At 35.9% G+C, this 25816-nt stretch carries 24 protein-coding genes; 12 read left to right on the forward strand and 12 right to left on the reverse strand.

Translation table 11 applies throughout. The annotated features are described in order from the left end of the window. Window positions 1-225 precede the first annotated feature (225 nt). The gene (locus tag SB679_RS18990) at window positions 226-3096 is read left to right on the forward strand and encodes a M16 family metallopeptidase (RefSeq protein ID WP_410704019.1); all 2871 of its coding nucleotides are present in this window, start codon (window positions 226-228) and stop codon (window positions 3094-3096) included. Window positions 3097-3150: 54 nt separating this feature from the next. On the opposite strand, the gene SB679_RS18995 is transcribed toward SB679_RS18990, so the two are convergent. Beyond that, on the reverse strand, window positions 3151-3945 hold the full coding sequence (locus SB679_RS18995; protein ID WP_410703883.1) for a hypothetical protein: 795 nt from the start codon (window positions 3943-3945) through the stop codon (window positions 3151-3153). A 257-nt stretch (window positions 3946-4202) separates the two neighbouring features. Then, the gene (locus SB679_RS19000; protein ID WP_410703884.1) at window positions 4203-6341 is read right to left on the reverse strand and encodes a S46 family peptidase; all 2139 of its coding nucleotides are present in this window, start codon (window positions 6339-6341) and stop codon (window positions 4203-4205) included. A gap of 342 nt (window positions 6342-6683) precedes the next feature. On the opposite strand from SB679_RS19000, the gene SB679_RS19005 reads away from it, so the two are divergent. After that, window positions 6684-7175 (forward strand): copper resistance protein NlpE, encoded by a 492-nt coding sequence (locus SB679_RS19005; RefSeq protein WP_410703885.1) that lies wholly within the window; start codon window positions 6684-6686, stop codon window positions 7173-7175. Window positions 7176-7204: 29 nt separating this feature from the next. On the opposite strand, the gene SB679_RS19010 is transcribed toward SB679_RS19005, so the two are convergent. Continuing rightward, window positions 7205-7852 (reverse strand): MgtC/SapB family protein, encoded by a 648-nt coding sequence (locus tag SB679_RS19010; RefSeq protein ID WP_410703887.1) that lies wholly within the window; start codon window positions 7850-7852, stop codon window positions 7205-7207. A 196-nt stretch (window positions 7853-8048) separates the two neighbouring features. On the opposite strand from SB679_RS19010, the gene SB679_RS19015 reads away from it, so the two are divergent. The 10 genes from SB679_RS19015 to SB679_RS19060 all read left to right on the forward strand — a co-directional run bounded on the left by SB679_RS19015 (window position 8049) and on the right by SB679_RS19060 (window position 14533). Then, complete coding sequence (locus SB679_RS19015) at window positions 8049-8609, forward strand: YdeI/OmpD-associated family protein (protein WP_410703889.1); 561 nt, start codon at window positions 8049-8051, stop codon at window positions 8607-8609. A 45-nt stretch (window positions 8610-8654) separates the two neighbouring features. Continuing rightward, the gene (locus SB679_RS19020; RefSeq protein ID WP_410703891.1) at window positions 8655-9053 is read left to right on the forward strand and encodes an immunity 22 family protein; all 399 of its coding nucleotides are present in this window, start codon (window positions 8655-8657) and stop codon (window positions 9051-9053) included. Window positions 9054-9064: 11 nt separating this feature from the next. Next, window positions 9065-9625, forward strand: a complete 561-nt coding sequence (locus SB679_RS19025) for a hypothetical protein (protein ID WP_410703893.1) — start codon at window positions 9065-9067, stop codon at window positions 9623-9625. Between the two features lie 127 nt (window positions 9626-9752). Further along, the gene (locus tag SB679_RS19030) at window positions 9753-10166 is read left to right on the forward strand and encodes a thrombospondin type 3 repeat-containing protein (protein ID WP_410703894.1); all 414 of its coding nucleotides are present in this window, start codon (window positions 9753-9755) and stop codon (window positions 10164-10166) included. An 18-nt stretch (window positions 10167-10184) separates the two neighbouring features. After that, window positions 10185-11180 carry a hypothetical protein gene (locus SB679_RS19035; protein WP_410703896.1) on the forward strand — a complete coding sequence of 332 codons (996 nt, stop codon included), beginning with the start codon at window positions 10185-10187 and terminating at the stop codon, window positions 11178-11180. Then, entirely contained in the window at window positions 11173-11802 is a 630-nt protein-coding gene (locus SB679_RS19040; protein WP_410703897.1) for a hypothetical protein, read from the forward strand. Before SB679_RS19035 ends, SB679_RS19040 begins: the two co-directional genes overlap by 8 nt. A gap of 42 nt (window positions 11803-11844) precedes the next feature. Beyond that, complete coding sequence (locus tag SB679_RS19045; RefSeq protein WP_410703898.1) at window positions 11845-12591, forward strand: protein phosphatase 2C domain-containing protein; 747 nt, start codon at window positions 11845-11847, stop codon at window positions 12589-12591. A 27-nt stretch (window positions 12592-12618) separates the two neighbouring features. Further along, entirely contained in the window at window positions 12619-13092 is a 474-nt protein-coding gene (locus SB679_RS19050; protein WP_410703900.1) for a hypothetical protein, read from the forward strand. 6 nt (window positions 13093-13098) lie between these two features. Next, window positions 13099-13839 (forward strand): hypothetical protein, encoded by a 741-nt coding sequence (locus SB679_RS19055; RefSeq protein ID WP_410703902.1) that lies wholly within the window; start codon window positions 13099-13101, stop codon window positions 13837-13839. A gap of 280 nt (window positions 13840-14119) precedes the next feature. Further along, window positions 14120-14533 (forward strand): hypothetical protein, encoded by a 414-nt coding sequence (locus SB679_RS19060; protein ID WP_410703904.1) that lies wholly within the window; start codon window positions 14120-14122, stop codon window positions 14531-14533. Window positions 14534-14597: 64 nt separating this feature from the next. Here SB679_RS19060 and polA read toward each other — a convergent pair whose 3' ends face one another. The 9 genes from polA to SB679_RS19105 form a co-directional block, all read right to left on the reverse strand. Beyond that, a complete protein-coding gene (gene polA, locus SB679_RS19065; protein WP_410703906.1) occupies window positions 14598-17429 on the reverse strand; it encodes a DNA polymerase I in 2832 nt (943 codons plus the stop codon). Window positions 17430-17845: 416 nt separating this feature from the next. Further along, complete coding sequence (locus SB679_RS19070) at window positions 17846-19627, reverse strand: hypothetical protein (RefSeq protein ID WP_410703907.1); 1782 nt, start codon at window positions 19625-19627, stop codon at window positions 17846-17848. 197 nt (window positions 19628-19824) lie between these two features. Continuing rightward, window positions 19825-20229, reverse strand: coding sequence for a type VI secretion system tube protein TssD (gene tssD, locus SB679_RS19075; protein ID WP_410703909.1), 405 nt, complete (start codon window positions 20227-20229; stop codon window positions 19825-19827). A 405-nt stretch (window positions 20230-20634) separates the two neighbouring features. Then, the gene (gene tssD, locus SB679_RS19080) at window positions 20635-21039 is read right to left on the reverse strand and encodes a type VI secretion system tube protein TssD (RefSeq protein WP_410703911.1); all 405 of its coding nucleotides are present in this window, start codon (window positions 21037-21039) and stop codon (window positions 20635-20637) included. A gap of 162 nt (window positions 21040-21201) precedes the next feature. Then, window positions 21202-21570 (reverse strand): hypothetical protein, encoded by a 369-nt coding sequence (locus tag SB679_RS19085; protein ID WP_410703913.1) that lies wholly within the window; start codon window positions 21568-21570, stop codon window positions 21202-21204. 340 nt (window positions 21571-21910) lie between these two features. Beyond that, window positions 21911-22210, reverse strand: a complete 300-nt coding sequence (locus tag SB679_RS19090) for a hypothetical protein (RefSeq protein ID WP_410703915.1) — start codon at window positions 22208-22210, stop codon at window positions 21911-21913. A 72-nt stretch (window positions 22211-22282) separates the two neighbouring features. Further along, window positions 22283-23575, reverse strand: a complete 1293-nt coding sequence (locus tag SB679_RS19095) for a hypothetical protein (protein ID WP_410703917.1) — start codon at window positions 23573-23575, stop codon at window positions 22283-22285. 44 nt (window positions 23576-23619) lie between these two features. Next, a complete protein-coding gene (locus tag SB679_RS19100) occupies window positions 23620-24039 on the reverse strand; it encodes a hypothetical protein (RefSeq protein ID WP_410703919.1) in 420 nt (139 codons plus the stop codon). Window positions 24040-24042: 3 nt separating this feature from the next. Continuing rightward, window positions 24043-25815, reverse strand: a complete 1773-nt coding sequence (locus tag SB679_RS19105; RefSeq protein ID WP_410703920.1) for a DUF3289 family protein — start codon at window positions 25813-25815, stop codon at window positions 24043-24045. Window position 25816: the final 1 nt, after the last annotated feature.

The following is a 25816-nucleotide window of genomic DNA, read 5'->3' on the forward strand; positions in this document are numbered from 1 at the left end:
GTCCTGAAAATTCAAAGCACAAAAGAAAGGCAGCCTTGACTAAAAATTCTAAAACTTGCGCAAAATTGCTATGGCTCCTCAGATATCCGAAATAACTTTGAATATGTATTCACTTTTACAAATCGTTACTATAGATTGAATAGTAAGAAAATCATAAAACATTCTTTTTTGATTCCTTACATTTGTATAGCATTCTGGATTGTAAAGAATGAAATGAGTTTATATATGATTGACAAAAGATATAAGGAAACGATACATACTGATAAAAACAATTACGAATACTTTACCATCACCCACGACGAACATAATGTAAGAATTTACACCTTAAAAAACGGTTTAAAGGTTTTTCTTGCCCAAAATTTTGATGCGCCAAGGATACAGACTTTCATTCCCGTAAAAACCGGAAGTAATAATGATCCGGCAGACAATACAGGTTTGGCTCATTATCTTGAACATATGATGTTTAAAGGCACTTCCAGAATGGGAACTCAAAACTGGGAGAAAGAAAAAGTACTGATCGAACAGATTGAAGCACTCTATGAGCAGCATAAAGAAGAACAGGATCCTGAAAAAAAGAAAGAAATTTACACAAAAATAGACGAGATTTCTCAGGAAGCAAGCCAATATGCGATTGCCAATGAATATGATAAAGTGATTTCTTCATTAGGAGCCAGCGGAACCAATGCCCATACGTGGTTTGATGAAACGGTTTACAAAAACAATATCCCCAACAATGAGCTTGAAAAATGGCTAAAAGTGGAGAAAGAAAGGTTTTCAGAGATCGTATTACGTCTGTTTCATACGGAATTGGAGTCTGTGTATGAGGAATTCAACAGAGCGCAGGATAATGATGCCAGACTGGTAAGCTATGAATTGATGGATGCTCTTTTTCCAACCCATCCTAACGGGCAGCAGACTACACTCGGCAAGCCTGAACATCTTAAAAACCCTTCGATGAAGGCTATTCATAAGTATTTTGATGAATATTATGTTCCTAATAATTATGCAATGGTATTGGTGGGAGATCTGGATTTTGAGGAATCCATACAGCTTATTGACCAGTATTTCGGAAGCCTGCCTTATAAAGAACTTCCAAAGAAAACGCCAATTATTGAAAGCCCTATTACAGAGATCGTTGCAAGAACAGTACACAGCCCAACGACTCCAAGGGTTCAGCTGGCATGGCGAACGGAAAGCTACGGATCAAAAGAAGCAATACTAGCCGATATTACGGCCAATATTTTAAGCAACAGAGGGGAAGCCGGATTATTGGATCTTCATATTAACCAGACTCAAAAAATGCTTTGGGCACAGGCTTTTTCTGTAGGGTTAAAAGAATACGGATACTTTTCAATTGTAGCCGTTCCCAAGGAAGCACAGACCATGGATGAAGCTAAAGAAATGGTTCTGGAGCAAATCGAACTGGTGAAAAAAGGAGATTTTCCGGATTGGATGCTTCCTGCTATTGTCAATGATTTCAAACTTCAGAGAATGAAAGCTCTTGAAACGGCCGAAGGACTTGCCACCAACCTTTATGATACGTATATCAAAGGAAGAAGCTGGGAAGAGGAATTGAATGAAATGGATGAGTACGCCACTTTTACTAAAGAAGATATCGTCAATTTTGCAAATACTTTTTTCAAAGATAATTATGTAATTATTTACAAGGAAAAAGGGATCAATGATAAATTACTAAGGGTAGAGAATCCAGGCATCACTCCTATTAAAATCAACCGTGATGCGCAGTCTGAGTTTCTAAAAGAGGTCCTGTCTGAAATAACAGAAGAGATCATCATCCCGGAATTTATCGATTATGACAAAGAAATAACGAAAGACATTGTTAAAGATAAGCACCTGAGTTTCGTTAAAAACAGATACAACAATCTTGCACAGGTTTATTTCATTTTTCCTTTTGGAAGTGATCATGACAGGGAACTGGGACTTTCAACGCAGGTTCTGCAGTATCTGGGAACGGAGAAGTTTTCTCCTGAGGATTTGAAGCAAGAATTCTTTAAAATTGGGGTAAGCAATGATTTTAAAACAACGAATAATCAACTTTTAATCTCATTAAGCGGATTGGAAGAAAATCTTGAAAAGGGAATCGAGCTGCTACAGCACTGGATGTACAATGTGATGCCTGATCAGGAAATCTACAATCAGTTTGCAGAAACCATTCTGGAAAACCGGGAAGCGGTGAAAAAAGACAAAAACCGCATCATGACTGCCTTGACCAACTATACGAAATTGGGCAAATTTTCTCGTTTCACTGATATCATTTCTACGGAAGAACTCACCAACAGCCGCGTAGAAGTTTTCACAGACCGAATGAAAACCCTGTTTAAATATCCTTACCAACTGTTTTTCTATGGAAGAAATTTTGAAGATTTCAAAGGATATATCGGTAAGTACGTGGAAACTGAAAGTCTTGAAATCCCGGAACCGAAAAAATATCCGGAGCCGAATACTACAGGAAATGTCTATTTTACAGACTACGACATGGTTCAGGTGGAAATGAGCAAAATCGGGAAAGGGAATGAAGTAGATCCCAGGAATTTTGGAAAAGTAAATGTCTTTAATGAATATTTCGGAAGAGGATTGTCATCTATCGTCTTTCAGGAAATCCGTGAAAGTAAGAGTCTTGCATATTCTGCCTATGTTTCTTACGCTGCCAATTCAGAATCGGGACACCCGGATTATGTAACGACGTATATCGGAACCCAGCCTGATAAGCTTCAGATTGCTGTTGATACCATGACGGACCTGATGAATGAGATGCCGGAAGTACCTATCCAGTTTGAGAATGCCAAATATGCCGCCCTGAAACAGATTGCTTCAGCCAGAATTACCAGAACCAATATATTTTTTAATACGCTAAGACTGAAAAAGCTGGGTATTTATCATGATTTCAGGAAAGATATCTATGAGCAGATCCAAAGTCTGAATTTTGAGGATATCAAACAGTTTTACCAGACAGAAATCAAGCCGGTACATTTTAATACAGCCATTATCGGAAAAAAAGAAAACCTTGACATGGATGCTGTACGAAAAATGGGACCTTTTACGGAAGTAAGCCTGAAAGATATTTTTGGACATTAACTGAAAAATTATATTTATAAAATAAAAAATTCGAGAACAAGTTCTCGAATTTTTTTATTGATATCTGGAGAAAGAATCTTTCAGGATGTCTTTTGCGTTTTTTTCTATATTCTGATAGGAATAAAAGCCATAAATCGTATCAAAAGGTATGTCCTGAAAACGTCCCTGAATTCTTCTGATTTCACTTAGCGGGAGCGGAATCCTGTTGGGATAGCTTCTCATCACCGCAAAATGTTTTAAAGAAGGAGAAAGATACATGGTATCACCGATGAGCAATGTCCCTTTTTCACCCATCCATGGGATTTCAATGATACTGCTGCCATCAAAATGTCCGCCTATGTTGTGCAGCTGTAAAGTGTCCCAAAGTTTCTTTGTATCACCGTTCCAGTATTCTACGGAATTTCCACCGTTCACTACCCATTCCTGATCTTTTTCGTGGATTAAAATGCTGCATCCGAAGGTTTCTGCCCACATTCTCATGATCGAATAGTAATGTGGATGTGAAATGGCAATGCTCTTTAATCCGCCTTTTGATTTAATAAATTCGATTACTCCTTCATCAAGTAAAGGAATGCAGTCCCACATCAGATTTCCTTTTTCAGAAATGATGAACAGTGCCCGCTGTCCTATAGAAAACCTGGGATTTACCGTAAATTCATAGAGATTATCATTTATTTTATTGATTTTTACACTGTGCTTTTCCAGGAGTTTTTCATGGGTAGTCCAGGATTGTCCGCTCTGAGGAACAGACTGTCTTTCATCTTCACAGATGATACAATTATTTTCAGTGTAATTTTCAGGATACTGTGTACCGCATTCTGTACACATTTTAAGAGTGTTGCTTTTCATAAAAATGTTTTATCTAAAATTACATAGATAAATACACCCGTAAATTATTTTTCCAATAGAAATCATCTATATACAACGCCATGAAAATTTTCTCTGATTTTTATATCTAATTTATTGTGGAAATACACCTGAAACATTCTGAATAATCTATATGTAAACACATAAGGTGAAGGACAGACTTTAGGAAATAAAAAAGAATCTATTTACATGGAACCGAAGAACAATGTAAATAGATTCTAAAAGGTATAATTTAAAAATTACTTTATAATTTTCATCTCATCGATCAGCCATTTTGAATCGGCAAATTTATCAATGATGAAAAGGATATATTTGGTATCCACCATAATGTTTCGGCTGAAACGCGGATCATAATTGATATCACTCATCGTTCCTTCCCACTGTCTGTCAAAGTTCAGGCCTACCAAATTTCCGTTGGCATCCAGTGCCGGGCTTCCGGAGTTTCCACCTGTTGTATGGTTGGTAGCGGTGAATCCTACCGGAACATCACCTGTTTTGTCTTTATAGATTCCATAATCTTTCCTGTTGTAAAGATCGATCAGTTTCTTAGGAACATCAAATTCATAATCTCCCGGAACATATTTTTCAATAACTCCGGCTAAATGGGTTTGATACCCATATGAAACCGCATCTCTAGGAGTAGAACCTTTTACTTTTCCATAAGTTACACGAAGGGTAGAATTGGCATCCGGAAAGAATTTACGGTCTTTATCCGTTTCCATCTGCTGTGCCATGAATTTCTTCTGTAAAGCATCTATTTTGGTCTGAAGAGCGGTAAACTGAGGATCAGCAATCTTCATATATGTTTCTTTCATGGAAACATACAGCTGGTAAACAGGATCTTTCTTTAAAGTTTTGATTAATTTATCCTGATTAGAGAATGCTTTATCGATATCTGCGGTCAGAGAAGTACCGTTTACATTGGCTCTTCCTGTAATGATAGAGTTTTTAGACATGTCTTCTATCACAGGAATATTCTGAGTTTCGTTTTTATATTTATCAAATCCTGAAGGTAAAAACTGAGGAAGCGTTTTATTAGCATATAAAGCCAGTAATTTTGCGGTTACTTTTGCATCCAGTTCTGCACTGTAATCTTTATAGAATGTCGTGAGCTTGGTTTTTAACGTTGTAAGCTCTTTTTCGTCCATTCTTCCGGCTTCTACAGATGCTATATAATCGTAATAATCACCTGCAAGCTTTAAGGTTTCCGCATTTTTAACGACTTCGGTGAAGTATGCATTATTTAAAGCATAGGGTGCCTGATCATTATAAAGCTTGTATAACTGATCTAATGTAGATTTGATTTCATGATTTTTAGCCACCAGAGATCCTTCGTACATTACTTTTTTCTCAACGGCATTGGATTTCCTTAATCCTTCTACCTCACCAATCCATTTTTTCCAGTAATTGGCTACTGATGCGTATTTTGAGGCATATTTGATGCGTGTTTCGCTATCGGTACGCATTTTTTCGTCCAGGGTCTTTAAGGCTACCTCACGTACTGCAATTCTGGCAGGATCAATATCCGTCATGATCTTTTCTACTCCAACGGCAGGAAGATATTCTGTGGTTTTCCCCGGAAATCCGAATACAAACGTGAAATCATTTTCTGTTTTATCCTTTATGGAAACCGGAAGATAATGTTTTGGAACATACGGAATATTGTCTTTTGAATATTCTGCAGGCTTATTGTTTTTGTCTGCATAAATTCTGAACATCGAAAAATCTCCGGTATGTCTCGGCCAAACCCAGTTGTCCGTATCACTTCCAAATTTCCCTATACTCTGTGGCGGAGCGCCTACCAGACGAATATCTTTGTAAGTTTCAATAGTGTATGCATAATACTTGTTTCCATAGTACATCGGCTTTACAATAATCGACTGGAACGGTTCTGTTTTTTGAGAATTTTTATAAACCTCAATATTTTTATTGATCTTTTTAGTCAACTCAGGCTCCGTAAGGATGTCTGTTCCTTCTAAAATTTGATTACTGACTTCTTTGATATCAACAATGAAATCTACTTTTACCCCCGGATTAGGAAGTTCTCCCTCCGGATTTTTAGCCCAAAATCCATTGGATAAAAGGTCATTCTGAACGGTTGAATGTGCCTGAATCTGGCTGTACCCACAGTGATGGTTGGTTAATAATAATCCTTTAGGCGAGATGATCTCTGCGGTACAACCGCCGTTAAACTGTACAACCGCATCTTTAATGCTTGGTTTCTGAGTGTTATAGATGTCTTTGGCAGAAATCTTCATTCCCAGGTCCTTCATTTCCTTTTCATTCAGCTCTGTAGGGATCCACATTCCTCCATATTGTTGTGCAAATGCCATGGCAGCCGGCAAAAGAAATACAGATAAAAGTATCTTTTTTGTCATAATCAAAATTTTGCTCCAATTTACAAAGAATATTAACATGAGTCCTTATGAAAGCCCATCGAAAATCGGGTTTTTACAATATTATGTACCGGAACAGAGGGAATTGAGAGATCGATTTGAGAAACAGAGAACAAAGAATAAAGAGCAAAGAAACAAGATACTAGATTTCAGACATCAGACTATTAACACAGCGTATAAGCTAAACGCCAAAGGCCAAACACTAAACACTAAACACTAAAAAACCATCAACTATCAACTAACAACCACTAACCAATCCACTGGCTTAATTTTTGTTTCCTAATTGTCAGCCTGAAATTAATTAACACCACAAAATATTTGATTATGATAAAAAGCAAAATGTTTATTGCAGGAATTGCGGCTGCCGCATTTCTGTCTTCATGTACATCCAAAGAACAAGCTCCCGGCATGACTTCCGTTTCAAAACCGGATTCTACAGGAATGCAGACTGCATCTTCTGACACATTACCCAAGGATACAACTGTAGCTACCGGCGATAATTCTGAAAATTCTCTAGACTGGAACGGAACCTATGAAGCGGTAGTTCCGTGTGCAGACTGTCCGGGCATCAAGACTTCCCTGACTCTGAATAAAGATAAAACTTTCAGTATTACGGAAGAATATATCGACAGAAAATCCAAAAACGAGGATAAAGGTACTTTTGAATGGGATGCCACAGGCAGCTTCATTACTTTAAAAGGTAAAAGTGCCAAGTACAAATATAAAGTAGGTGAAAACAAACTGATACAGCTTGATATGGACGGCGGAGAAATCGACGGGCCTAATAAAGATCTGTATGTTTTCAAGAAAAAATAAAGGCTCAGGCCTTTATTTTTTTGTTCATTTTAAAACTGATAAGCTGTTATTTTCGGATCACTGATCAGACTTTTCATTAATGCTTCATGATTCTTATTTTCTCCTGTAAGACTCCACCGGGTGGTTAAACTCCCCTGTGTATACTGCTGCCCTATCGTCATATATTTGAGGTGGTGTTCTTTAAATTTAGCTTCACAATGGCTGATATCTTCGGCATTGGATACGGATATTCTATATTCCCTGATCTTATGGTGGTTGTCTATAAAACTCTGAAGATAGGTAAGTGAACTTAAAATAAGCAGGACAAGCACCGTTCCCAACAGTGACAAATACACATACCCTGAACCTACAGCCATTCCTATTGATGCGGTAGCCCATATAGTGGTAGCGGTGGTGATTCCCTCAATTTTATTATCTCCTTTAAAGATTACTCCGGCGCCTAAGAAACCTATTCCTGTAATGATATTGGCTGCCAAACGATCCGGATTCGCCACTCCTATTTTGATAGAAAGAATGGTAAAAAGGCAGGATCCAAAACATACTAAAATAAAAGTACGCAACCCTGCAGATTTATTTCGGTATTCGCGTTCTGCACCGATTAACAGGCCTAAGAACACGGAAATAACGATCAACAAAAGTTCGTTCTGAACAGCGTAATGATCCTGTAAAAAATCCATTATATACATTTTAATCTTGAAATAAAATTACAACAAAAAATGATATTTTTTTCCTTCAAGATCTTGTAACCCTCTAATTTGTCAAAATGGATCATCAACTTCTCCAAAAACCTTTATTAAGCCTACCTATTCTGCTTTTAACGAATCAAAAAACTTTCGTAATATTACAGTCTAAACCGCATAAAGCATAATTAAGATGGTCCCTCTATTTTTTGCGACAAAGGAAAAGTTCCGGGAGTGGCTGGAACACAATCACCTTACTGAAAAAGAAGTGGTGGTAGGTTTCTATAAAAAAGGAAGTGGAAAACCATCGATGAACTGGTCAGAATCTGTAGATCAGGCGTTGTGTTTTGGGTGGATAGACAGCATAAGGCATTCTATTGATGATGAAAGCTATTCTAACCGGTTCACCCCGCGAAAATCCTCCAGCATCTGGAGTGCCATCAACATTAAGAAAGTTGAAGATCTTATGGAAGCGGGATTAATGAGACCTGAAGGCCAAAAAGCATTTGACCTGAGAAAAAAGGAAAAAACTGGTATCTATTCACACGAAAAAGAAACCATTATTCTTGATCCTGTTTATGAAGAGCAGTTTAAAGCAGATCATAAAGCCTGGAATTTTTTTGAAAAGCAGACTCCTTCCTACAAAAAGGTGGTGATCCATTGGATTGTGAGTGCCAAACAGGAAAAAACCAGGGTATCAAGGCTTGAAAAAGCTATTAGCGAAAGTGCGTCAGAAAAAAGATTACCCCTATAGAAATCAATAAAAAAATTAAAAAAATAATATCAATACAGTTTTAGCATGGAGAAAGAAATTTTACATTTATGGATAGGAAATTTTAGAAACGAAGAGGATTTTGATGATTTCATCGAAGAGGACGAAAGCTATTATATGGAAGAAGAGGATGATGGTATCTATGTTTCAAAATTTGCGGAATCTCAGGACACTCCATGGATCGATTATGATTTTCTGGAAGCAGGTTTTGAGGATGGAAACAGAAGCCTGTACGAAAAGTTTTCCGATTATTCGTTTGCTGATCAGTGGATTCCGGCTGCGCAGAGAAGAATCAATGAACTTGGTCTGAGCGTTGATATTAATACTGTTGTTTTTGTAGGTAAAAAAGCAGTGCAACATCCTGTTACAGTGGAAGATGATTTCTTTTCATTATTGTATCTCGGTGAATTTGAATATGAAATCTAACAATTTTCGCAATGAAAACTTCTATTAAAGACTATCAAAATTTATTAAAAGTTTTTGCCATTTTGCTGGAATTCGGTGCCATCAGGACACAGCTTGTCATTGATTGGGTGGATACCATATTAGCCTCTGAAGAAGAATCTGAATATGCATTTATTGAGCTTTCTACAATCGATAAGAATGCTCAAAGTGTGATACAGATTCTTCTCAAAAATTGCGAAAATGCTTCACCGGAAATCGTATCCAGAGCCGTTATCGGAATTTTGGGTACTATGCTCAAAGAAGAAAAAGTTGGGTTAAAAACGGCATTTCAGATTACTACTCATATGTCCTATGAACAGCTTCTTACAAGTGAAGAACAATACCTACTCTACGGTTATTGGGACTATTTAGATTTCAAAAGCAGGGATAATTCTGAAACATTCCGTCATTTTACTACCTATTTTAATGAATTTCTTAGTATTTACAAAGATTTTAAGTTTGAAAATCATCACAAATGGAATACCATAAATGAACAATTAAAACCCAATTTAAGTAATCAACTTGAAGTTATTAAACAAAATTCTCCTTATTAAAATAATCATCTTAATTACTACAATAAAAACAGAATAAGATTTAATACTTTAAAAGCTGTCATGACCGATATAATTTTGTTCTTTTGCTATGGAAAATTTAATTATATTAGATGTACTATAGAAATCCATGAACAGAATCTTTCTTTTACTTTTCCAATTCTTATCCGTTTATTTTCAGGCCCAGGTCATTGAAAATAAAGAAGCATTCAAAAAATGCAGAAAGGATTTTTCTAAAAAGACATGTCTTTCTGATGAGGATGGCGATGGATTTCTGTTTTATCTAGATCAGTGTCCAAAAGAAGCTGGAGAAAAGGATAATTTAGGATGTCCATGGTCTGACAGTGATGGAGACAGCCTTATTGATAAGTATGACGAATGTCCAACCGTAATGGGAGCTCTGGAAAACAATGGATGTCCATGGCCTGATTATGATCATGACGGACTTCTGGATAAAGATGACTCCTGCCCTATGGTCCCGGGCCCCCAAAGCAATAACGGCTGCCCACTGTGTAACATATCTTCTCAAGATCATTTTAAATAAAAACATCACTTCTATTCCATGAACATTAAAGTAAACAACGGACAAGGTATTATCAGAATCATTGCATCCGGTATGGTTGAATGTTTAATGATACGAAGACCTGCTTTGGCAATCTGGCCTGATTTTCAGGGAAGTATCGGTGAATATTTTTCGGTTTCGGCTCATACCCAGGAAGAGAAAAAAAACTTCACCAATACCATTGATCACTTTCTGCTGCAGGGCAGCGAAGATCAAATTCTAAGCAGTATCCCTGATTTTATGGATCTTTTTGCCAATGGCGACTATGAAATCCGTTTTGGTGATATCGACCTGCAGAAAACAGAATTTCACAAATACCATATCTCTCACTATGATGGGGATCCTTCAAAAAAAGTATTCTATGGCAGTCTTTATCCTTATAGTGAATATGAAATATTTTACACCCTTCATTATAACCAGATTAATACGGAGCGCGTGGACTTTTATAAGAAAATGATACAGGATGGTGCACGGCCAAAAGCTATTATTTTGAGCAATCCCAAAAGTTTGCGTCACTATGTATTGGACGGACATCATAAAATAGAAGCCTATACTGCCCTTGGAATAGATGTTCCCGCAGTTTTTATCACGACTGAAAACATCGAATCTATTTCTATTCCGGAAATGATGGATCTTATCTATCCTTTGCTGTCGAATCATGAATTTGAACATCTCATTTCTATTAATCTTCCTGAATCATTAGATTTTTTAGCTAAACCTGAACTGACGGCTGTCATTGACAGAATCCTTCAGAGTGAAAAAAAGATCAGTTATTATCTTAATCCTGTTTTTGTAAAATATAAAAATACGACATGGCTGGATGAAAGGATGAACAGTCTTAAAAAGAACATCCATCTATCCCGGGAAGGTGTCAAAATGTATGAATGTTCACTGCAAATGCACGTTAGGTGGAATCAAATTATAGTAACCCATGAAGCTGAAATCAACCACTGGATCAAAAATCTGATCATTCATTATCGTTCTCAGTATGAATAAAAAACCGATCTATTTAAATATTTTTGTAGTACTGCTTCTCGCTGGAGCTCATATTGGGTCGTATTATTTGATCAACTATCCGATGAGGTTTTCTTTCTGGTCTATGATTAAAGAATCCCAGGTGAAATATCTTGGGGCAATACTGGCTGGGACAGCTCTTATTACTTACCTGATCAGCAATATACTTATAAAAAATCTGTCCTTCAAAAGGAAGTTTATAAGGATATTTCTGATTCTCAATTCTATCATCCTTATGGTTATTGTTTACCATTCTGTACGTACTTTTATGACTACCCAAAAAGAAATTTCACAAGCAGAGCATGAATACATTAAGCAGGCAGAAAAAGATATTAAAAACGACTCGGTAATCATCAAATATTCCGGAGGTTTTTCTCTTCCGCAATATGACCAAAAAACAACCCGGAAAATTGACAGTATCTACAAAAAATATGGTATTATGTATAAAAATACGGGCTGCATAATAGATTTAGTTGATAATGAAGCTCAAAAGAAATATGAAGAAACAGTGAAACCCTATCTCGAAAAAAGAAACGGCACTGGTTGGGAAATTAAAATGAAAAAAGAAATCTCAAACATCAAAAAATCTTATCCTTATAAATAGTTTTCTCCATTCAATCTTTAAAAATAAGTTATCTTAAAATTCATGAACATTTATTCCGCTATACAAATCGGTGACTACCATATCAATCATTGTGAAGATTACCTCATAACTAAGAAAATTGGCAATAATACCATATTATGTGCTGTAATGGATGGATGTTCAACAGCAATGGACAGCCATTTTGCTTCAACATTAATTGGGAAACTCTTACGAAAGGTATCTATTGAAGTCGGTTACAAAGAATTATATGAAAAATCAGACAAGGCTGTCAATATTGAAGATGATCTTAAAGAAATTATAAAAACTGTATTTCAGGAACTTATTTCAGTAAAGAATCAGCTCATGCTTGATGAAAAAGAGCTTTTAACTACACTTACAATTCTCCTTTATAACGAAAAAGAAAATAATGGTATTATTCTGGTTATAGGCGATGGCGTAATTTGTGTCAATGGTGAAATCATTGAATTTGAACGTGATAATAAACCTGATTACATGGCATATCATCTGGCTGAAGATTTTGAACAATGGTATGTCGGCCAGCAACAAAAAGTATTTTTTAATGAGCTCAATGATGTTTCGATTGCAACAGATGGAATTCTTACTTTTTCGAAGGTTAAAAAAACTGAAACAGAAGAAAATATAGACTTTGCAAACTATCTTCTCCTTGATCGATCTTATCTTGATACCGAAGAAATGCTCAATAAAAAATTAAAGCGACTGGAATATCATTATGGCGTAAAGCCTACCGATGATCTTGCGATTATAAGAATCATTAAAGAGCAAAACTAACATTCAGTATTAATAATAGTAAATCCTTTGAAAAAAACACAATTTCCTTCCATACAATCTATTTCCAGGTGGTTAAAAAGAAGCCTGATAACCTTACTCATTCTATTCACGGCTACTTTTATGGAACTCTACTGGTCGATGGGACAATTGTCGGACTACACTTCCAGCAACTGTTTAGAATGCAGTTTTTTTGAGGATGCTTTTGTAATAGCATTGATGAGCGGGGTATTTTTAACGTTGTTATTTTCTCTGCTTTCTTTGATTAAAAACCTTTTCATTAAAGCATCTGCAAGTTTCATCATGATGGCTTCCGTATGGTTTTTCTGGAACTATAGCCTTTTTGTTGAAAGAGAATCTTCCTGGAGCACGTATGTTTTCAGGGAAGAACTTTATATTACAGCTTACTTATCTTTTTTACCGGTTATTATCCTGGGCTGTATCTCTATTTTCCTTCTCTATTTCCACGAAATAAAAACTAAATTTGTAAAAACCACCATATAAATACCCTTGAAAAAAATTATTCCTTTACTCCTTGTATGCCTTCTTACAGCCTATTCATGTCATAAAAATGAAGCAAGTGGATCGCATCCAAAAACTGATACAATTACGAATACAAACATTCCAGAGAATGTATCGACTCATGAAACTGCGGAACAGATTTCCGGATTCCCGGCGACGGGTAAAAAAGCTTCTGATTTTATTTCTGGTAGTTATGAAATACAATACGAAGCGGAAGGAGATCTTAACCAGGACGGACTTCCCGATCTGGCACTGGTAGTAAGAAAAAAAGCTGATACCCTGGCTGGCCGTACGGTTTTAGTAATTTTAAAAAATCCCGGTTCCACCTACAAACTGGATAAAGTTTCAACAATGGTATTTCCTGATGAATACAACAGTGATGGCTACAAAATGCATGATCCGGAAGACATCAGTATCGAAAAAGGAGAACTCAGTATCAATTTATATGATATCGGACCTAACGGAAATCTGTTCAGTACATTTAAATACCTCAACAATGCCCTTGTCCTTACTTATATTGAAACCTACAATATGGGCGCAGGAAGTCATCAGGCTTTATATTATGAACCTATGAAAGGTAAATTAGTGCAGGAAGTTACCAATACCATGGAAGAGGATACTCCTACAAATTCCAAAACTTTCCACTTGAAAAAAGAAAATTACCGGTTTGAAAGTGTTTCTCCGGACAACATTATACGGAAGGTTTACAGTTTAGTAGATGTTGAATAATCGTTTTATCCCGTTTTTAAGCCTTTGAAAATTACACAAAAGGGTAATTGACTGAAAGCTTATATTTTATCATTTTTGTCATGTATTCATGATGAATTTAAGTGATTGTATAAAAAGACGAAGGTAAAAACAACCAGTTAATAACCAGTAATTACTCTACAGATGATGACAATAAAAAGGCTGAATTTTTGGCCTTTTTATTTTATACATTTTTCATTTATGGTTTCCCATAATGAAATCTAACGATGACAGCATACATTTGAAAATATAAAATAAAACCATGAAATATATTTTTAATTTATTCTGCCTTTTTATGATTTGTGTAGCGACTACATCATGTTCAACAAATTATTATACCGTATTGCTATCTGAAGATGCAAAAATGTATAGTTCAACAGATTCTATTAATTTGGTGACAATAATACCCCAAAATACACAGGTGTATCTTTCATCAACCACTAACAAAAAGAATTATAGAAAAATAAAATGGGGAGATTATTCTGGATGGGCATATAATCCATCCTATACCTCATACAGTAATTATGTCCCTTCAACAAAATCATCCAGTTCTTCTTATCGTTACAATTCTAGCAGCTCGAGTTCAGGAGGTTCGGTAAGTGTAAAGGGATATACCAGAAAGGATGGAACTCGTGTAAGTGCTCATACAAGAAGCGCCCCTTCCAGAAGACGATAATAAAAAAACTTCCGCCCAAGGGCGGAAGTTTATATTTTAACATAAGAAATATAGGAAACCAATATTAATGTGCTTCCAGCCAGTTCTTCCCTACTCCAACTTCTACCAGTAATGGTACCTGTGTTTCGAGTGCTCTTTCCATTTCGGTTTTAATCAATTTTGAAGCAGCTTCCACCTCATCAGCGGGAGCTTCAAAAATCAATTCGTCATGTACCTGAAGGAGCATTTTTGTTTTAAGATTCTGTGCATCCAGCTCTTTATCAATTTTAATCATCGCCAGCTTCACAACATCCGCAGCACTTCCCTGAACAGGAGCATTTACAGCATTTCTCTCTGCATGTCCCCGTACTACGAAATTATTGGAATTGATATCTTTTAAATGACGCTTTCTTCCTAAGATAGTTTCTACATAGCCTTGTTCACGGGCTTTGCTCACCTGGGCAGCCATGTATTCTTTTAATTTCGGATAGGTTTCGAAATAAGCTTCGATCATCTGTTTGGCTTCTGTTCTGGACATTCCGGTTTGTTCTGCCAAGGCAAAAGCTCCCTGACCATAAATGATTCCGAAGTTAACCGTTTTAGCCTGCCCTCTCTGGGTTTTGGAAACTTCTTCCAACGGAATTTTAAACAATTTTGCAGCAGTAGAAGCATGAATATCTTCACCATCCTGGAAAGCTTTGATCATATTTTCTTCTCCTGAAATTTCAGCAATCAGACGAAGTTCGATCTGCGAATAATCGGCAGAAATGATCTTTTTACCTTCTCCCGAAACAAAAGCTCCACGGATCTGCTGGCCTCTCAGTGTTCTGATCGGAATGTTCTGCAGATTGGGATTCACACTCGCCAAACGGCCTGTTGCCGCAGTTGTCTGTGAGAAATTGGTATGCACCCTGCTATCCGTCTTTTCAATCTGTGAAGGTAATGCATCTACATACGTTGATTTCAGCTTCTGATAGGTTCTGTATTCGAGGATATGCTTAATGATTTCATGTTTGGACGACAGCTTCTGAAGAACATCTTCTGAAGTAGCATATTGTCCGGTTTTGGTTTTTTTAGCTTTAGGATCCAGCTGCATTTTTTCAAACAGAATTTCACCTAACTGCTTGGGTGAATTCATATTGAATTCTTCTCCGGAAATTTCAAATATTTTTGATTCCAGCTGTCTGAGATCGTTTTCAAGATCAATACTTTCCTGGGCAAGCCATTTTTCATCAAGAGAAATTCCTTCCAGCTCCATTTTAGCCAATACCTCCATCAGAGGCATTTCTATATTGAAGAAGAGGTCTTCTAAATTTTCTATTTTTAGTTGCGGGGCAAATAATTCGTACAGCTGAAAAGTGATATCAGCGTCTTCTGCTGCGTAATCGGTCTGTGTCCTTAGATCAGCATCTCTGAAAGTCCCTTGATTTTTCCCTTTTTTCCCGATGATGGTCTCAATAGAAACCGGTTTATAATTTAAATACACTTCTGAAAGATAATCCATTCCGTGTCTTCCGTCCGGATTCAACAGGTAGTGGGCAATCATGGTATCAAACATTGCTCCTTTTACGGTAATGTCATATTGTTTCAGGATTTTATAATCGAATTTTAAATTGTGGGCAATTTTCAGCAGGTCTTCTTTTTCGAAAAACGGTCTGAAAATTTCAAGTGTCTGCAAAACTTCGCCTTTATCTTCTGAAAGAGGAATATAGTACGCGAGTCCTTTTTTGTAAGAAAAACTCATTCCTACCAGCTCAGCTTCCAATTCATTTAGGGAAGTGGTTTCGGTATCAAAACAGACTGCTTTTTGCTTCAGCAAATTATTAACCAACATCTTCTGAGCCCTAGGATTATCTACAAACTGATACAGATGGTCGTTCTGTTCAATCGTTGATTTTGTAGAAGTTGCCTGATCCAGTTCTTCGAAATTGGCAAAAAGATCCAGCTGCATGGTTTTTCCTTTGATCTCCGTTGCGGTTGGAGTTTGGGTGACTTCCACTTCACTCACTACGATCGTTTCTTTTGTCACCGCAAAGGCTCTGTAAAGGTTTTCGTATAATCTGTTGAATTCTATTTCGTCAAAAACTTCTTTTGCTTTCTGGAAATCCGGAGTTTCAAGATCATATTGTTCCTGATGAAATTCTACAGGAGCATCACAAATAATGGTTGCTAATTTTTTAGATAAAATACCACGCTCTGCTGAGGCTTCTATTTTTTCTTTCAGTTTTCCTTTTAACTGATGTGTATTGGCTAACAGGTTTTCAATACTTCCGTATTCTTTCAGGAATTTCATTGCTGTTTTTTCTCCAACACCGTCCAACCCCGGAATATTGTCTACTGCATCCCCCATCATAGCCAGGTAATCGATCACCTGTTTAGGATCTTCAATCTCGTACTTCGCTTTTACTTCTTCTACGCCGAGAATTTCTATATCCCCTCCTTTTAATCCTGGTTTATAGATTTTAATATGCTCGGTCACCAATTGTGCAAAATCTTTATCCGGCGTAACCATGAATGTGGTATATCCTTCTTTTTCTGCTTTACAGGCAATGGTTCCTATCACGTCATCTGCTTCATAACCCTCTACTCCTAAAATAGGAATATGCATGGCTTCCAAAATCTTATGAATATAGGGAATGGCAATTTTGATGGCTTCCGGAGTTTCACTTCTATTGGCTTTATAGTCTGCGAAATCATCTGTTCTTACACTTGCTTTTCCAACATCAAAGACTACTGCCAGATGGGAGGGCTTTTCTCTCCTGATCAATTCGATCAAAGAATTGGTAAAACCAAAAATAGCAGAAGTATCCAATCCTTTGCTGGTAAGTCTAGGGTTTCTGATCAATGCATAATATCCTCTAAAGATCATCGCATAAGCATCGATGAGAAACAGCCTTTTGTCTTGTGTTGCGTCCATATTTTCTATAATGAACAAAGATAAGAAAATAGGAATATTTCTATTCTACATTTTAGGTTGAGAATTATAACGAAATGTAATTAATTATAAAAAGCCATTAACAGAAGGCTACAGTTCTTTGCCAGCAGTAGTCATTTTTTCCAACATCATGGAAAATAGACCTTCCTCATTACCATGCTCTATAAAACTTTAGGTTGTTATATACAATTTCACCTCTATAATCATTCCGACGGAGGAGGAATCTTTTTAATAGATTAGATTCTTCACTTCACTTCGTTACATTCTGAATGACAGCAGAAATATGCAGATCCTACAGTCTGGTGTAAAATGGTATATTCTTACCAAAGTTTATTTTTTTATTATCTCAGATCTGCAAAATTTGCATTATCTGCGAGTTATTACTTAAAGATATTCTTTTAAAGAACTCCTCCTTCAACCTCTAAAGAAAACAATTCAAATGTTTCTATATTCGGTAGTGGAGATATTTTTTTTACGCCTTCTTTTTTATAAGATTTTGGAAGTTCGGGGAGCTGATCCTCATTTTCATATACTGAAACGTATTTTCCGGTACTGAGGTTATAATCAACTGATGAATATTCAGCAGCATTTCCTGTATGTGACTCCGCGCCGATAAGATAAAATCCTCCGTTTTGATATCTGTATTTATGGGTACTTCCTCCTCTAAGAAAATCATGGCTGACGATTAATATCCCTTTTACAATTTCTATTCCCGTAAAAAAAACGTTGTTCATATTTTCTCCGGCTACGGCACCACTGCTTTCTGCAGCCAGTTCATACTTACCGTCTTGCTGTTTTAATAGAATTCTCAAAATGCGTTTTTCATTTCTTTCATGTTTGAGCAGTTTTTCAGCTTCGTATACAATGACTGCATCTTCGAGTCCGTCTTTGTTGAGATCGCCAGTGACAACACTATCGAGTTTTTGTCCTTCGGGAAGAAAATCCTGCCACTTTGCCGAACGCAGCTTCTGATATTCTACTACCTTTCCAGGCTGATCTTCTTTTTGTTTTTTTGCCGCAAAATAATTTTTGTAAAGTGCTTCTGCAGTAGGTTTGTAACTCCTCAACTGTTCTACATACTCGTTATATTCAGCCAGAGAAAGGGTATTTTTTAACGGAGTATCGTTAGGCTGATAATAGGTAAAAATTCGTTTGATCAACCCGCCAGAACCATCTTCATATAGTTCTTTCTGACTTATCCAATTACCTTGGTCATCATACGTATAACTTTTTTTGATGGTGTATGTTTTTGCATTTTCCGCATCTTTTATTTCCTTGATGCAGTCGCCCTTATCATTATATTTGTAAAGGGTGCGCTGCATAAAAACATCGGGCATTTTGCTGAAATATCCATAATAATCAGCGGTACGTTTTCCCTCTGAATCATACATATACCGATGTCCAAAATCCGAAAGCTCTGATTGATTATACACATAACGTTCTTCCAGTAGTCTGTCACCCTGATATTGATGCCAGCTGCCTTTTCCAGGATCATTAACATCATCACCATTATAATAAAAGATGATTTTATTATCCGGTTTGCCTTTCTGAACATATTCAAAAGAAATGGTATGGCTGTAATCATTATCCGAGAATGTTGTTTTCTTACTGATCTTCCCGGTAGATAAGGTTTTATCCCATTCAAATGGAACAAATCCTCCGGGAATTGTATATTTTTCAAGATTTATAGGTTCCAGTGTTTCGCGGTTGTATATTTCACCGTCTGAAAACCATCTTATTGCATCAAGGTTTTTATCGTAATCGTAAATATAATAATAGTCCCATTTTCCGGCTTCAATATCGCCTTTCAATAGAATTTTATCTGCCGTATTTCTTTCTTCTACACTTATTTTCTGTTCGTTGGAAGCATCAGTACGGTACCATTTATGAAGAATAGGTTCCGTATTCTTTTCATTGGAATAATAATATTCTGTACTGGATTGATAGGGAGAAATTTCCTTTATTTTCCTTCCGTTTTTATTATATTCAAAAACAGTTTTCAGTTCTTTTTTAGGGTCGCTATAATCGGTTTTGGTAATGATAATTGTCTTTACGGGTCCATGAAAAAGATATTCAGGTTCAGTGCTTCTCTTTTGGGCATCAATATGGCCTGCAGCCATGAATAAAAAAGTAGTAGCTAAGACTGTTGAAATTGTATCTCTTAAAGGTATTTTCATCATTGCGGTTAATTATTTTATAAAACTACAAAAATGGGTTCGGATGAAGTTATTATATTTGAGCTGATCTTGCATCATCAAACAGAAGAATTCAATAACTAATCAATGGGCAATTTTAATCAAAAAAAAAACAGAATAGTGTACCGGTGGGTATACTATTCTGTACCAATTTATTTTTACTAAGATGATGACTTCGATATTTATACCCCCGGCCACATCCCTTCATAAGGGGCTGTTCCATAGGTAATTTTTTCTGCGCTTATGATAAAGCTGATCAGCATATTATTGCTGTCGATTGCATCAAAGTCTACTTCATGCTGAATAACATATCCGTTTTCCCAGTCTAAAGTAATCAATGTACCTTCTTCGTGAGATTTATTGAATGTTACTTCTCCTTTTGTAGGTTTGTATTTTCCATTCAGTAAGCTTTCCAGGATATCTGATTTTTCAGTCGCTTCTACGGTAAGTTTAATGATTGCATTGGAAGGATCGGATGCTACTCTGCCTGATACATCAGTAGATCTTGAAACGCTGTAGTTCAGCTTTAATAATTTCTGTCCTTCTCCGCCATTGAATTTTAAGATTCCTCTTGAATTTGCTGCCATAATGGTAAATTTTAATCGTTAATATTTTGTGATTTGGTGATTGATTCTTTAGCAAATATAGACCCCTTATTTGTCCTGTAAAAATTTTATCACACAATTCTGAGTTTTTGTAGTAGTTCTACGATTTGTTGTAGTAATTCTACGACTATAGACATAAAAAACACACACAATTAATTAAAAACCAACATCTTAATCATAATTAATACACATTTAAAATACTCCGTTTTTACACCAGACTGAGAAATACTAAGATATTTCAGCTTTTTTTATTTTGGATTGTATAATTTTCGAAACATGTATTCAAAAAATTTCAACTTCTTATTTTTCTGAAATATGTTCACAAAAAAATAGTGCATCTTAACGGACGCACTATTTCATTTATTTTACTAAGGGATTACATAGTCATTACGCTGTAGGCCACAATCCTTCATAAGGAGCAGTACCATAATTGATCTTTTCAGCGCTTATGATAAAACTGATCAGCATATTGTTGCTGTCGATCGCATCAAAATCTACTTCGTGTTGAATAACATATCCGTTTTCCCAGTTCAAAGTAATCAATGTTCCTTCTTCGTGAGATTTATTAAATGTTACTTCTCCTTTTGTAGGCTTATATTTTCCATTTAATAAACTTTCCAGAATATCTGATTTCTCAGTAGCTTCTACGGTAAGTTTAATGATTGCATTGGAAGGGTCTGATGCTACTCTTCCTGATACGTCAGTAGATCTTGAAACGCTGTAGTTCAGCTTTAATAATTTCTGTCCTTCACCGCCATTGAATTTTAAGATTCCTCTTGAATTTGCTGCCATAATTGTAAATTTTAATCGTTACTATTTGTAGTTTAGTGATTTATTGTTTAGCAAATATAGACGCCTTAACTGTCCTGTAAAAGTTTCAGGGTACAATTCTCAGTTTTTGTAGTAGTTCTACTATTTCGTGTAGTAATTCTACTACTTTAGATTTCTTATCATCTAAAATGGATAAAATTCACCATTTTCAAGATAGGGCTTATAGGCTTTTAGCGATATTTCAGGATTTACCCTTCTTGCACTTCCTGTTGTAGCATTAACCCATATACCATTGGTTGATGCTTCTGGAATTTTAGGTTGAAAATACGAGGTGAAAATATAATTACCATCAATTATAAAAAAATTATACATTTCCGGTTTCTCATTATTTTTTATTGCAAAATTTGCCTGTATTATTTTTGCTTCCTTAGGTTTGATTTTTGCCGTATTAATAAAATTTTCCGCCTCTTTAGTATGATAAAGAATTACTTTATGATTGTCTAGAAATTCTTGCTTCTTACCTTTACAACCTATTAAAAATAAATATGCCACAATGATGCATAATTTTATAAGATTATTTGCAGTTATTATCTTTATTATCAATATTCTTCTTTTTATTGTATAATAGTAATCTCATCTGTTTCGGAATTTATTTTAGCTAAAAAATATAAATGAGCAGTTTTCATATCTTTTTTATCATTTTTACCTGCAAATCCAATTTAATAAAAATTTTTATCCCTAGTATGTCACCCGATAAAATGATTTTTATGACGTGGATCTTCCTTAACGGTAAAGTTTTTTATGAAAACTACCCAATAGGTTTCAGCAACTTTTTATTAATTAAAATGTGAGAAAACCAGCAGAAATCTTATTCTCTTAATAATAAATTTTCCTATTTTTCATTTTCTATTTCTGTCCATTCAATTTGTTTATCTTCCTTAACGATTTCTCCTGTTTTTGCATTCACTTTTGCTTCTAAGAAATACCACGACCTGTTTTGTTTATCATGTGTAGGATCTGTTTTGTACCCAAAATAATAGTACCCATTCTCAAAATAGTAAAAAAGTATATCTAATTCTTTAAATTCATTTTCATTATGATATTTGAGAAATAACATTTTCGCTTGTTCAAACGTTACTTCTGATGAATTCTGCACTTCCATAAATTCTTTTGTATTCTCAAAAATTCTCATATCTTTTTGTTTTTTCTCTTTACATGAAACAATTAAAAAAGTTACCAAAAATAATATCCGTATATTCATATTCTATCCTTTAAAATCTTTTGATTCTTCTTTTATAATTTTATTTTTAGCAAGTGCACTTGCATGCTTTTTAGAAGTACTTACAAATGATTTTAAATCTTCTAATAAGCCCGCAGGAGCTTGCGTTGTATCAGGAATCCAATTTTTACCTCCTAAAAGCTGAGTTATCTTAAAAGGAAAAGCCTGCTGAATTGCTGTTTTAACAGCAGTTGTACATTGTTCCCCGGTCCAAGGAAATACACTATATACTTTTAAGTGTTTGTATCTTTCCTCCCACCAAATAATCATTTTATGAGCTTCACTTTCTTTAACATAAAATTCTATTGTATGTACTTCTCCATAAATTCCTGTTAATTGCCATTTTAATTTAATATAATCCAAAACCTGATTTAATTTAACATCAGTTGGTTTAATTCCTAATTTTTTCGCCACATTTTCGCCCCACCAAGGACGACCAGGAGAATCCATGTATGACGGACTAGCTAAATAAACGTCATCATCTTTATCTCCATCTTTATTAAAATCTACATCATAGTCTTTTTCAGAATATGTTCCTGGTCTATTATCGGGTCCATAATCAAAATAACGTTCTCCAATAGACATTGCAGAATGTCCAGCTAATCCCAAACTATTTACGGCCATTGTTTGTGCTTCATCCCACTGTTTTTCCCAAGCAGCTTTTGCAGCCTTGCCAAATGTATAATGTGAATGCGGAAGTTCAACGATTACCGTTATCAACACTTCTTTCTCATATAAAATAAGATAATCCCATGTATTTACCGGAAGATCCAGCTGCTCGTCTTTGTAGGTGCATTCCACAAACATTTCTAATTCATTTCCCTCGAGAGATTCGTTAAGCAATGCCCGGCTTGCTTCTCCCGTCGTCCATTCTACATATCCTTTTCCGCCCTTTATCGTTATGGTAGTGGATTCTTTTCCGGTATCTTTATCGGTAAGCTCCAGTTTATCATTCATCCATTTCAGATTATCCCATTCGTAAACGGTGAAGTTTACTTTTTCATCATCCTTGATGTTCTGGGTCTGAATATGAAACCGAATGGTATCACCGATCACCGCTTCTTTAATAGGTTTATCTTTGGCGTCCGTCCACCAACCTTTTACAAAAAATTTTCCAGCCGGGGGCTGATCGGGCTTTCCATGATTGGTCGTACTGGCCTTGAATGCGTTATTTTCTCCGGCACTCATCGCTAAAGTATCATAGAAACCCGTAAAGTTCTCTTCCACTAATGTAGAAGAACCTCCTAATGCTATTCTTGTGATGGTTCCGCCAGCCATATTTAATACAATTTGGTATTACATTTTATTATTCTGATTCACTATTATTGGGAACATTTTATAATGGTATCCGGCCTATAAAAGTCACCATATTTCCAATTATAATATCTTACAATTCCAGCTTTTTTTAAGGAATCTTTTTCACATTTTATAAAACCTAAAGAAGCAATTCCTTCTTTATCCTGATATCTGCTGATCTCCTCACTGGAAAAACCTCCCGGGTCTTCTTTATGATCTAAAAAATATTTTGTATTATTTGAATAGTTATAAAATTCAGCATCCTCTTTCAATGCATTCCTGGTGACAAAATCTTCAATACATTTTTTGCCTAAAGCACTTTCCTCAGGCATGTTTTTAATCAAATAAAGATTTTTATACACTTCTGACTGTACAAATTCTGTTTTTTTTTCACTACAGGAAACAGACCATAGAGCCAGTATCATGATCACTACAATTTTTTTCATATCTTAAAATTTTGGACCACTCATGAGCTCCTGCATCATACGGATCTTTTCTGCCTCCTCAGCTTCTTTCTTCTCTTTGGCCCGTTGTGCTTGCCTTTCAGAAGCTCCGGTATTTAAATTATTTTTGAGTTCTTTGGTAAATTTTATTCTGGTAAGGAAGGGCTTATATCCAAAAATATGTTGAAGGACAAACCAAGCTCTAAATCCTGCTCCATAGGAATAAAACTTCTCCATATCAGGCCTGTCAAGACCAAAATGATCCCACAAGGTTACCTCATATTTTGCCGTATAATCTTCGCCGTTCATTTTTACTTCTTTCAGTATCACTTCTGCAGCCCAGATATCGTTTAATGCAATGGTCTCTCCACGCAGAACATTCCAGTTTTCACTCCATGTATATGCAGGACTTCTGAATTGTTTTACCCTTTTTCCTTTGCTATTTTTGAAGAAGACAATCTCTTTTTTCTTCATCACTGCAAAATAGGGTTCTTTATCTTCTACGTCTTCAAGCTTGGAAAATTTGGATTTCAGCTGTTCTGCAATATAATCTTCCACTTTCATCAGATAATTCCGTGTAGCTGGATTTTCCAGGAGTGCTGCCGTTAAATCGGGATTTTCAAAGATCCCTCCTTCATTACGCTGCATCTTACTGATCATCAATCCAATATTATCATTTAATTTCCCTCTGGAAAGAATTCCTCGTGACATCGCTTTAAAATCAAACCACATTCCGCTTTCATTATCCGAACTTGCTGTAAGATTCATTAATGTTCCCAGTTTTTTTATTTCTTCACGAGAGTAAACCGCTTTGGTATTCTTTTCATTTTGTTTTTGCAGGCGTGCATTTATTTCTTCCAGTGTGAAAGACGGGGCTGGCGCAACATACGTATGATCTCTCGGTTGTGCTATAGTAGTATTCAAATTAGCCTGAGGTTTTGGCTCTATCCTTTTAGCTGTAACGGTTACTTCTTCCAATTGAGTGGCAACAAGCTCTTTATTCGCAAAATCTGAATGTAAATTGCTATTAAATCCAAACAGGGCATAATCCTTTTTATACTGAATAATATCGTCGCTATTGTAAATGGGTTTTTTGTATGGATTTCCTGTTCCATAAGCCATGTCTTCAGCAATATCAGTGCCTTCAAGATTTAGTCCAGGCATTTTGTAACGGTCAATAACAATGGCACCCAAATTCAGATAATCGTGAAAATTATAGGGCATTTCAACATGCTCCGTCTCTCCTCTGTTCACATACGAACATCTGAAATACAGCTCAAATACCATATCTTCATCCAGCTGCCGGGTCCATTGTTCCAGAGCATCAGTGGTAGAAAATTCAATAATAACTTTAAGTTCATTATTTACTTTTTCATAGGTGTATGCAGTATGGCTTCCATCTTTATGTTCCAAAGCAATAGGATCATCTGCTTTAATGGCATCATTTCCAAAAGAGCGCATATCGCTGTCATACATTCCAAAATAGACAATGTCACCTGCTTTGGTAAATTCTTTATCCATTTCGATATGAAAACGAAGTACCTGCCCATATATAGCTCTTTTTATAGGTTCATCCTTATGATTCGTCCACCATCCTTTTACAAAAAACTTTCCGGCTTTAGGCGCTTTTTCAGGTTTCCCATGATTGGTCACTTTTGCTTTAAAAGCATTGTTGTCTCCGGCGCTCATACCCAGATTATTATAAAATCCGGTAAAGTCTCCTTCTACCAGGGTGGAAGAACCGCCTAGAGCTATTCTTGTAATTGTTCCTCCAGCCATA

This window comes from Chryseobacterium sp. SIMBA_029 (genome assembly GCF_046535275.1).
Taxonomy (GTDB): Bacteria; Bacteroidota; Bacteroidia; order Flavobacteriales; family Weeksellaceae; genus Chryseobacterium.

Bases quoted from the DNA above. Each gene is read 5' to 3' on its own strand.
- SB679_RS18990 (WP_410704019.1), top strand. From the start codon at position 226: ATGATTGACAAAAGATATAAGGAAACGATACATACTGATAAAAACAAT.
- SB679_RS18995 (WP_410703883.1), bottom strand. From the start codon at position 3,945: ATGAAAAGCAACACTCTTAAAATGTGTACAGAATGCGGTACACAGTAT.
- SB679_RS19000 (WP_410703884.1), bottom strand. From the start codon at position 6,341: ATGACAAAAAAGATACTTTTATCTGTATTTCTTTTGCCGGCTGCCATG.
- SB679_RS19005 (WP_410703885.1), top strand. From the start codon at position 6,684: ATGATAAAAAGCAAAATGTTTATTGCAGGAATTGCGGCTGCCGCATTT.
- SB679_RS19010 (WP_410703887.1), bottom strand. From the start codon at position 7,852: ATGGATTTTTTACAGGATCATTACGCTGTTCAGAACGAACTTTTGTTG.
- SB679_RS19015 (WP_410703889.1), top strand. From the start codon at position 8,049: ATGGTCCCTCTATTTTTTGCGACAAAGGAAAAGTTCCGGGAGTGGCTG.
- SB679_RS19020 (WP_410703891.1), top strand. From the start codon at position 8,655: ATGGAGAAAGAAATTTTACATTTATGGATAGGAAATTTTAGAAACGAA.
- SB679_RS19025 (WP_410703893.1), top strand. From the start codon at position 9,065: ATGAAAACTTCTATTAAAGACTATCAAAATTTATTAAAAGTTTTTGCC.
- SB679_RS19030 (WP_410703894.1), top strand. From the start codon at position 9,753: ATGAACAGAATCTTTCTTTTACTTTTCCAATTCTTATCCGTTTATTTT.
- SB679_RS19035 (WP_410703896.1), top strand. From the start codon at position 10,185: ATGAACATTAAAGTAAACAACGGACAAGGTATTATCAGAATCATTGCA.
- SB679_RS19040 (WP_410703897.1), top strand. From the start codon at position 11,173: ATGAATAAAAAACCGATCTATTTAAATATTTTTGTAGTACTGCTTCTC.
- SB679_RS19045 (WP_410703898.1), top strand. From the start codon at position 11,845: ATGAACATTTATTCCGCTATACAAATCGGTGACTACCATATCAATCAT.
- SB679_RS19060 (WP_410703904.1), top strand. From the start codon at position 14,120: ATGAAATATATTTTTAATTTATTCTGCCTTTTTATGATTTGTGTAGCG.
- polA (WP_410703906.1), bottom strand. From the start codon at position 17,429: ATGGACGCAACACAAGACAAAAGGCTGTTTCTCATCGATGCTTATGCG.
- SB679_RS19070 (WP_410703907.1), bottom strand. From the start codon at position 19,627: ATGATGAAAATACCTTTAAGAGATACAATTTCAACAGTCTTAGCTACT.
- tssD (WP_410703909.1), bottom strand. From the start codon at position 20,229: ATGGCAGCAAATTCAAGAGGAATCTTAAAATTCAATGGCGGAGAAGGA.
- tssD (WP_410703911.1), bottom strand. From the start codon at position 21,039: ATGGCAGCAAATTCAAGAGGAATCTTAAAATTCAATGGCGGTGAAGGA.
- SB679_RS19090 (WP_410703915.1), bottom strand. From the start codon at position 22,210: ATGAGAATTTTTGAGAATACAAAAGAATTTATGGAAGTGCAGAATTCA.
- SB679_RS19095 (WP_410703917.1), bottom strand. From the start codon at position 23,575: ATGGCTGGCGGAACCATCACAAGAATAGCATTAGGAGGTTCTTCTACA.
- SB679_RS19100 (WP_410703919.1), bottom strand. From the start codon at position 24,039: ATGAAAAAAATTGTAGTGATCATGATACTGGCTCTATGGTCTGTTTCC.
- SB679_RS19105 (WP_410703920.1), bottom strand. From the start codon at position 25,815: ATGGCTGGAGGAACAATTACAAGAATAGCTCTAGGCGGTTCTTCCACC.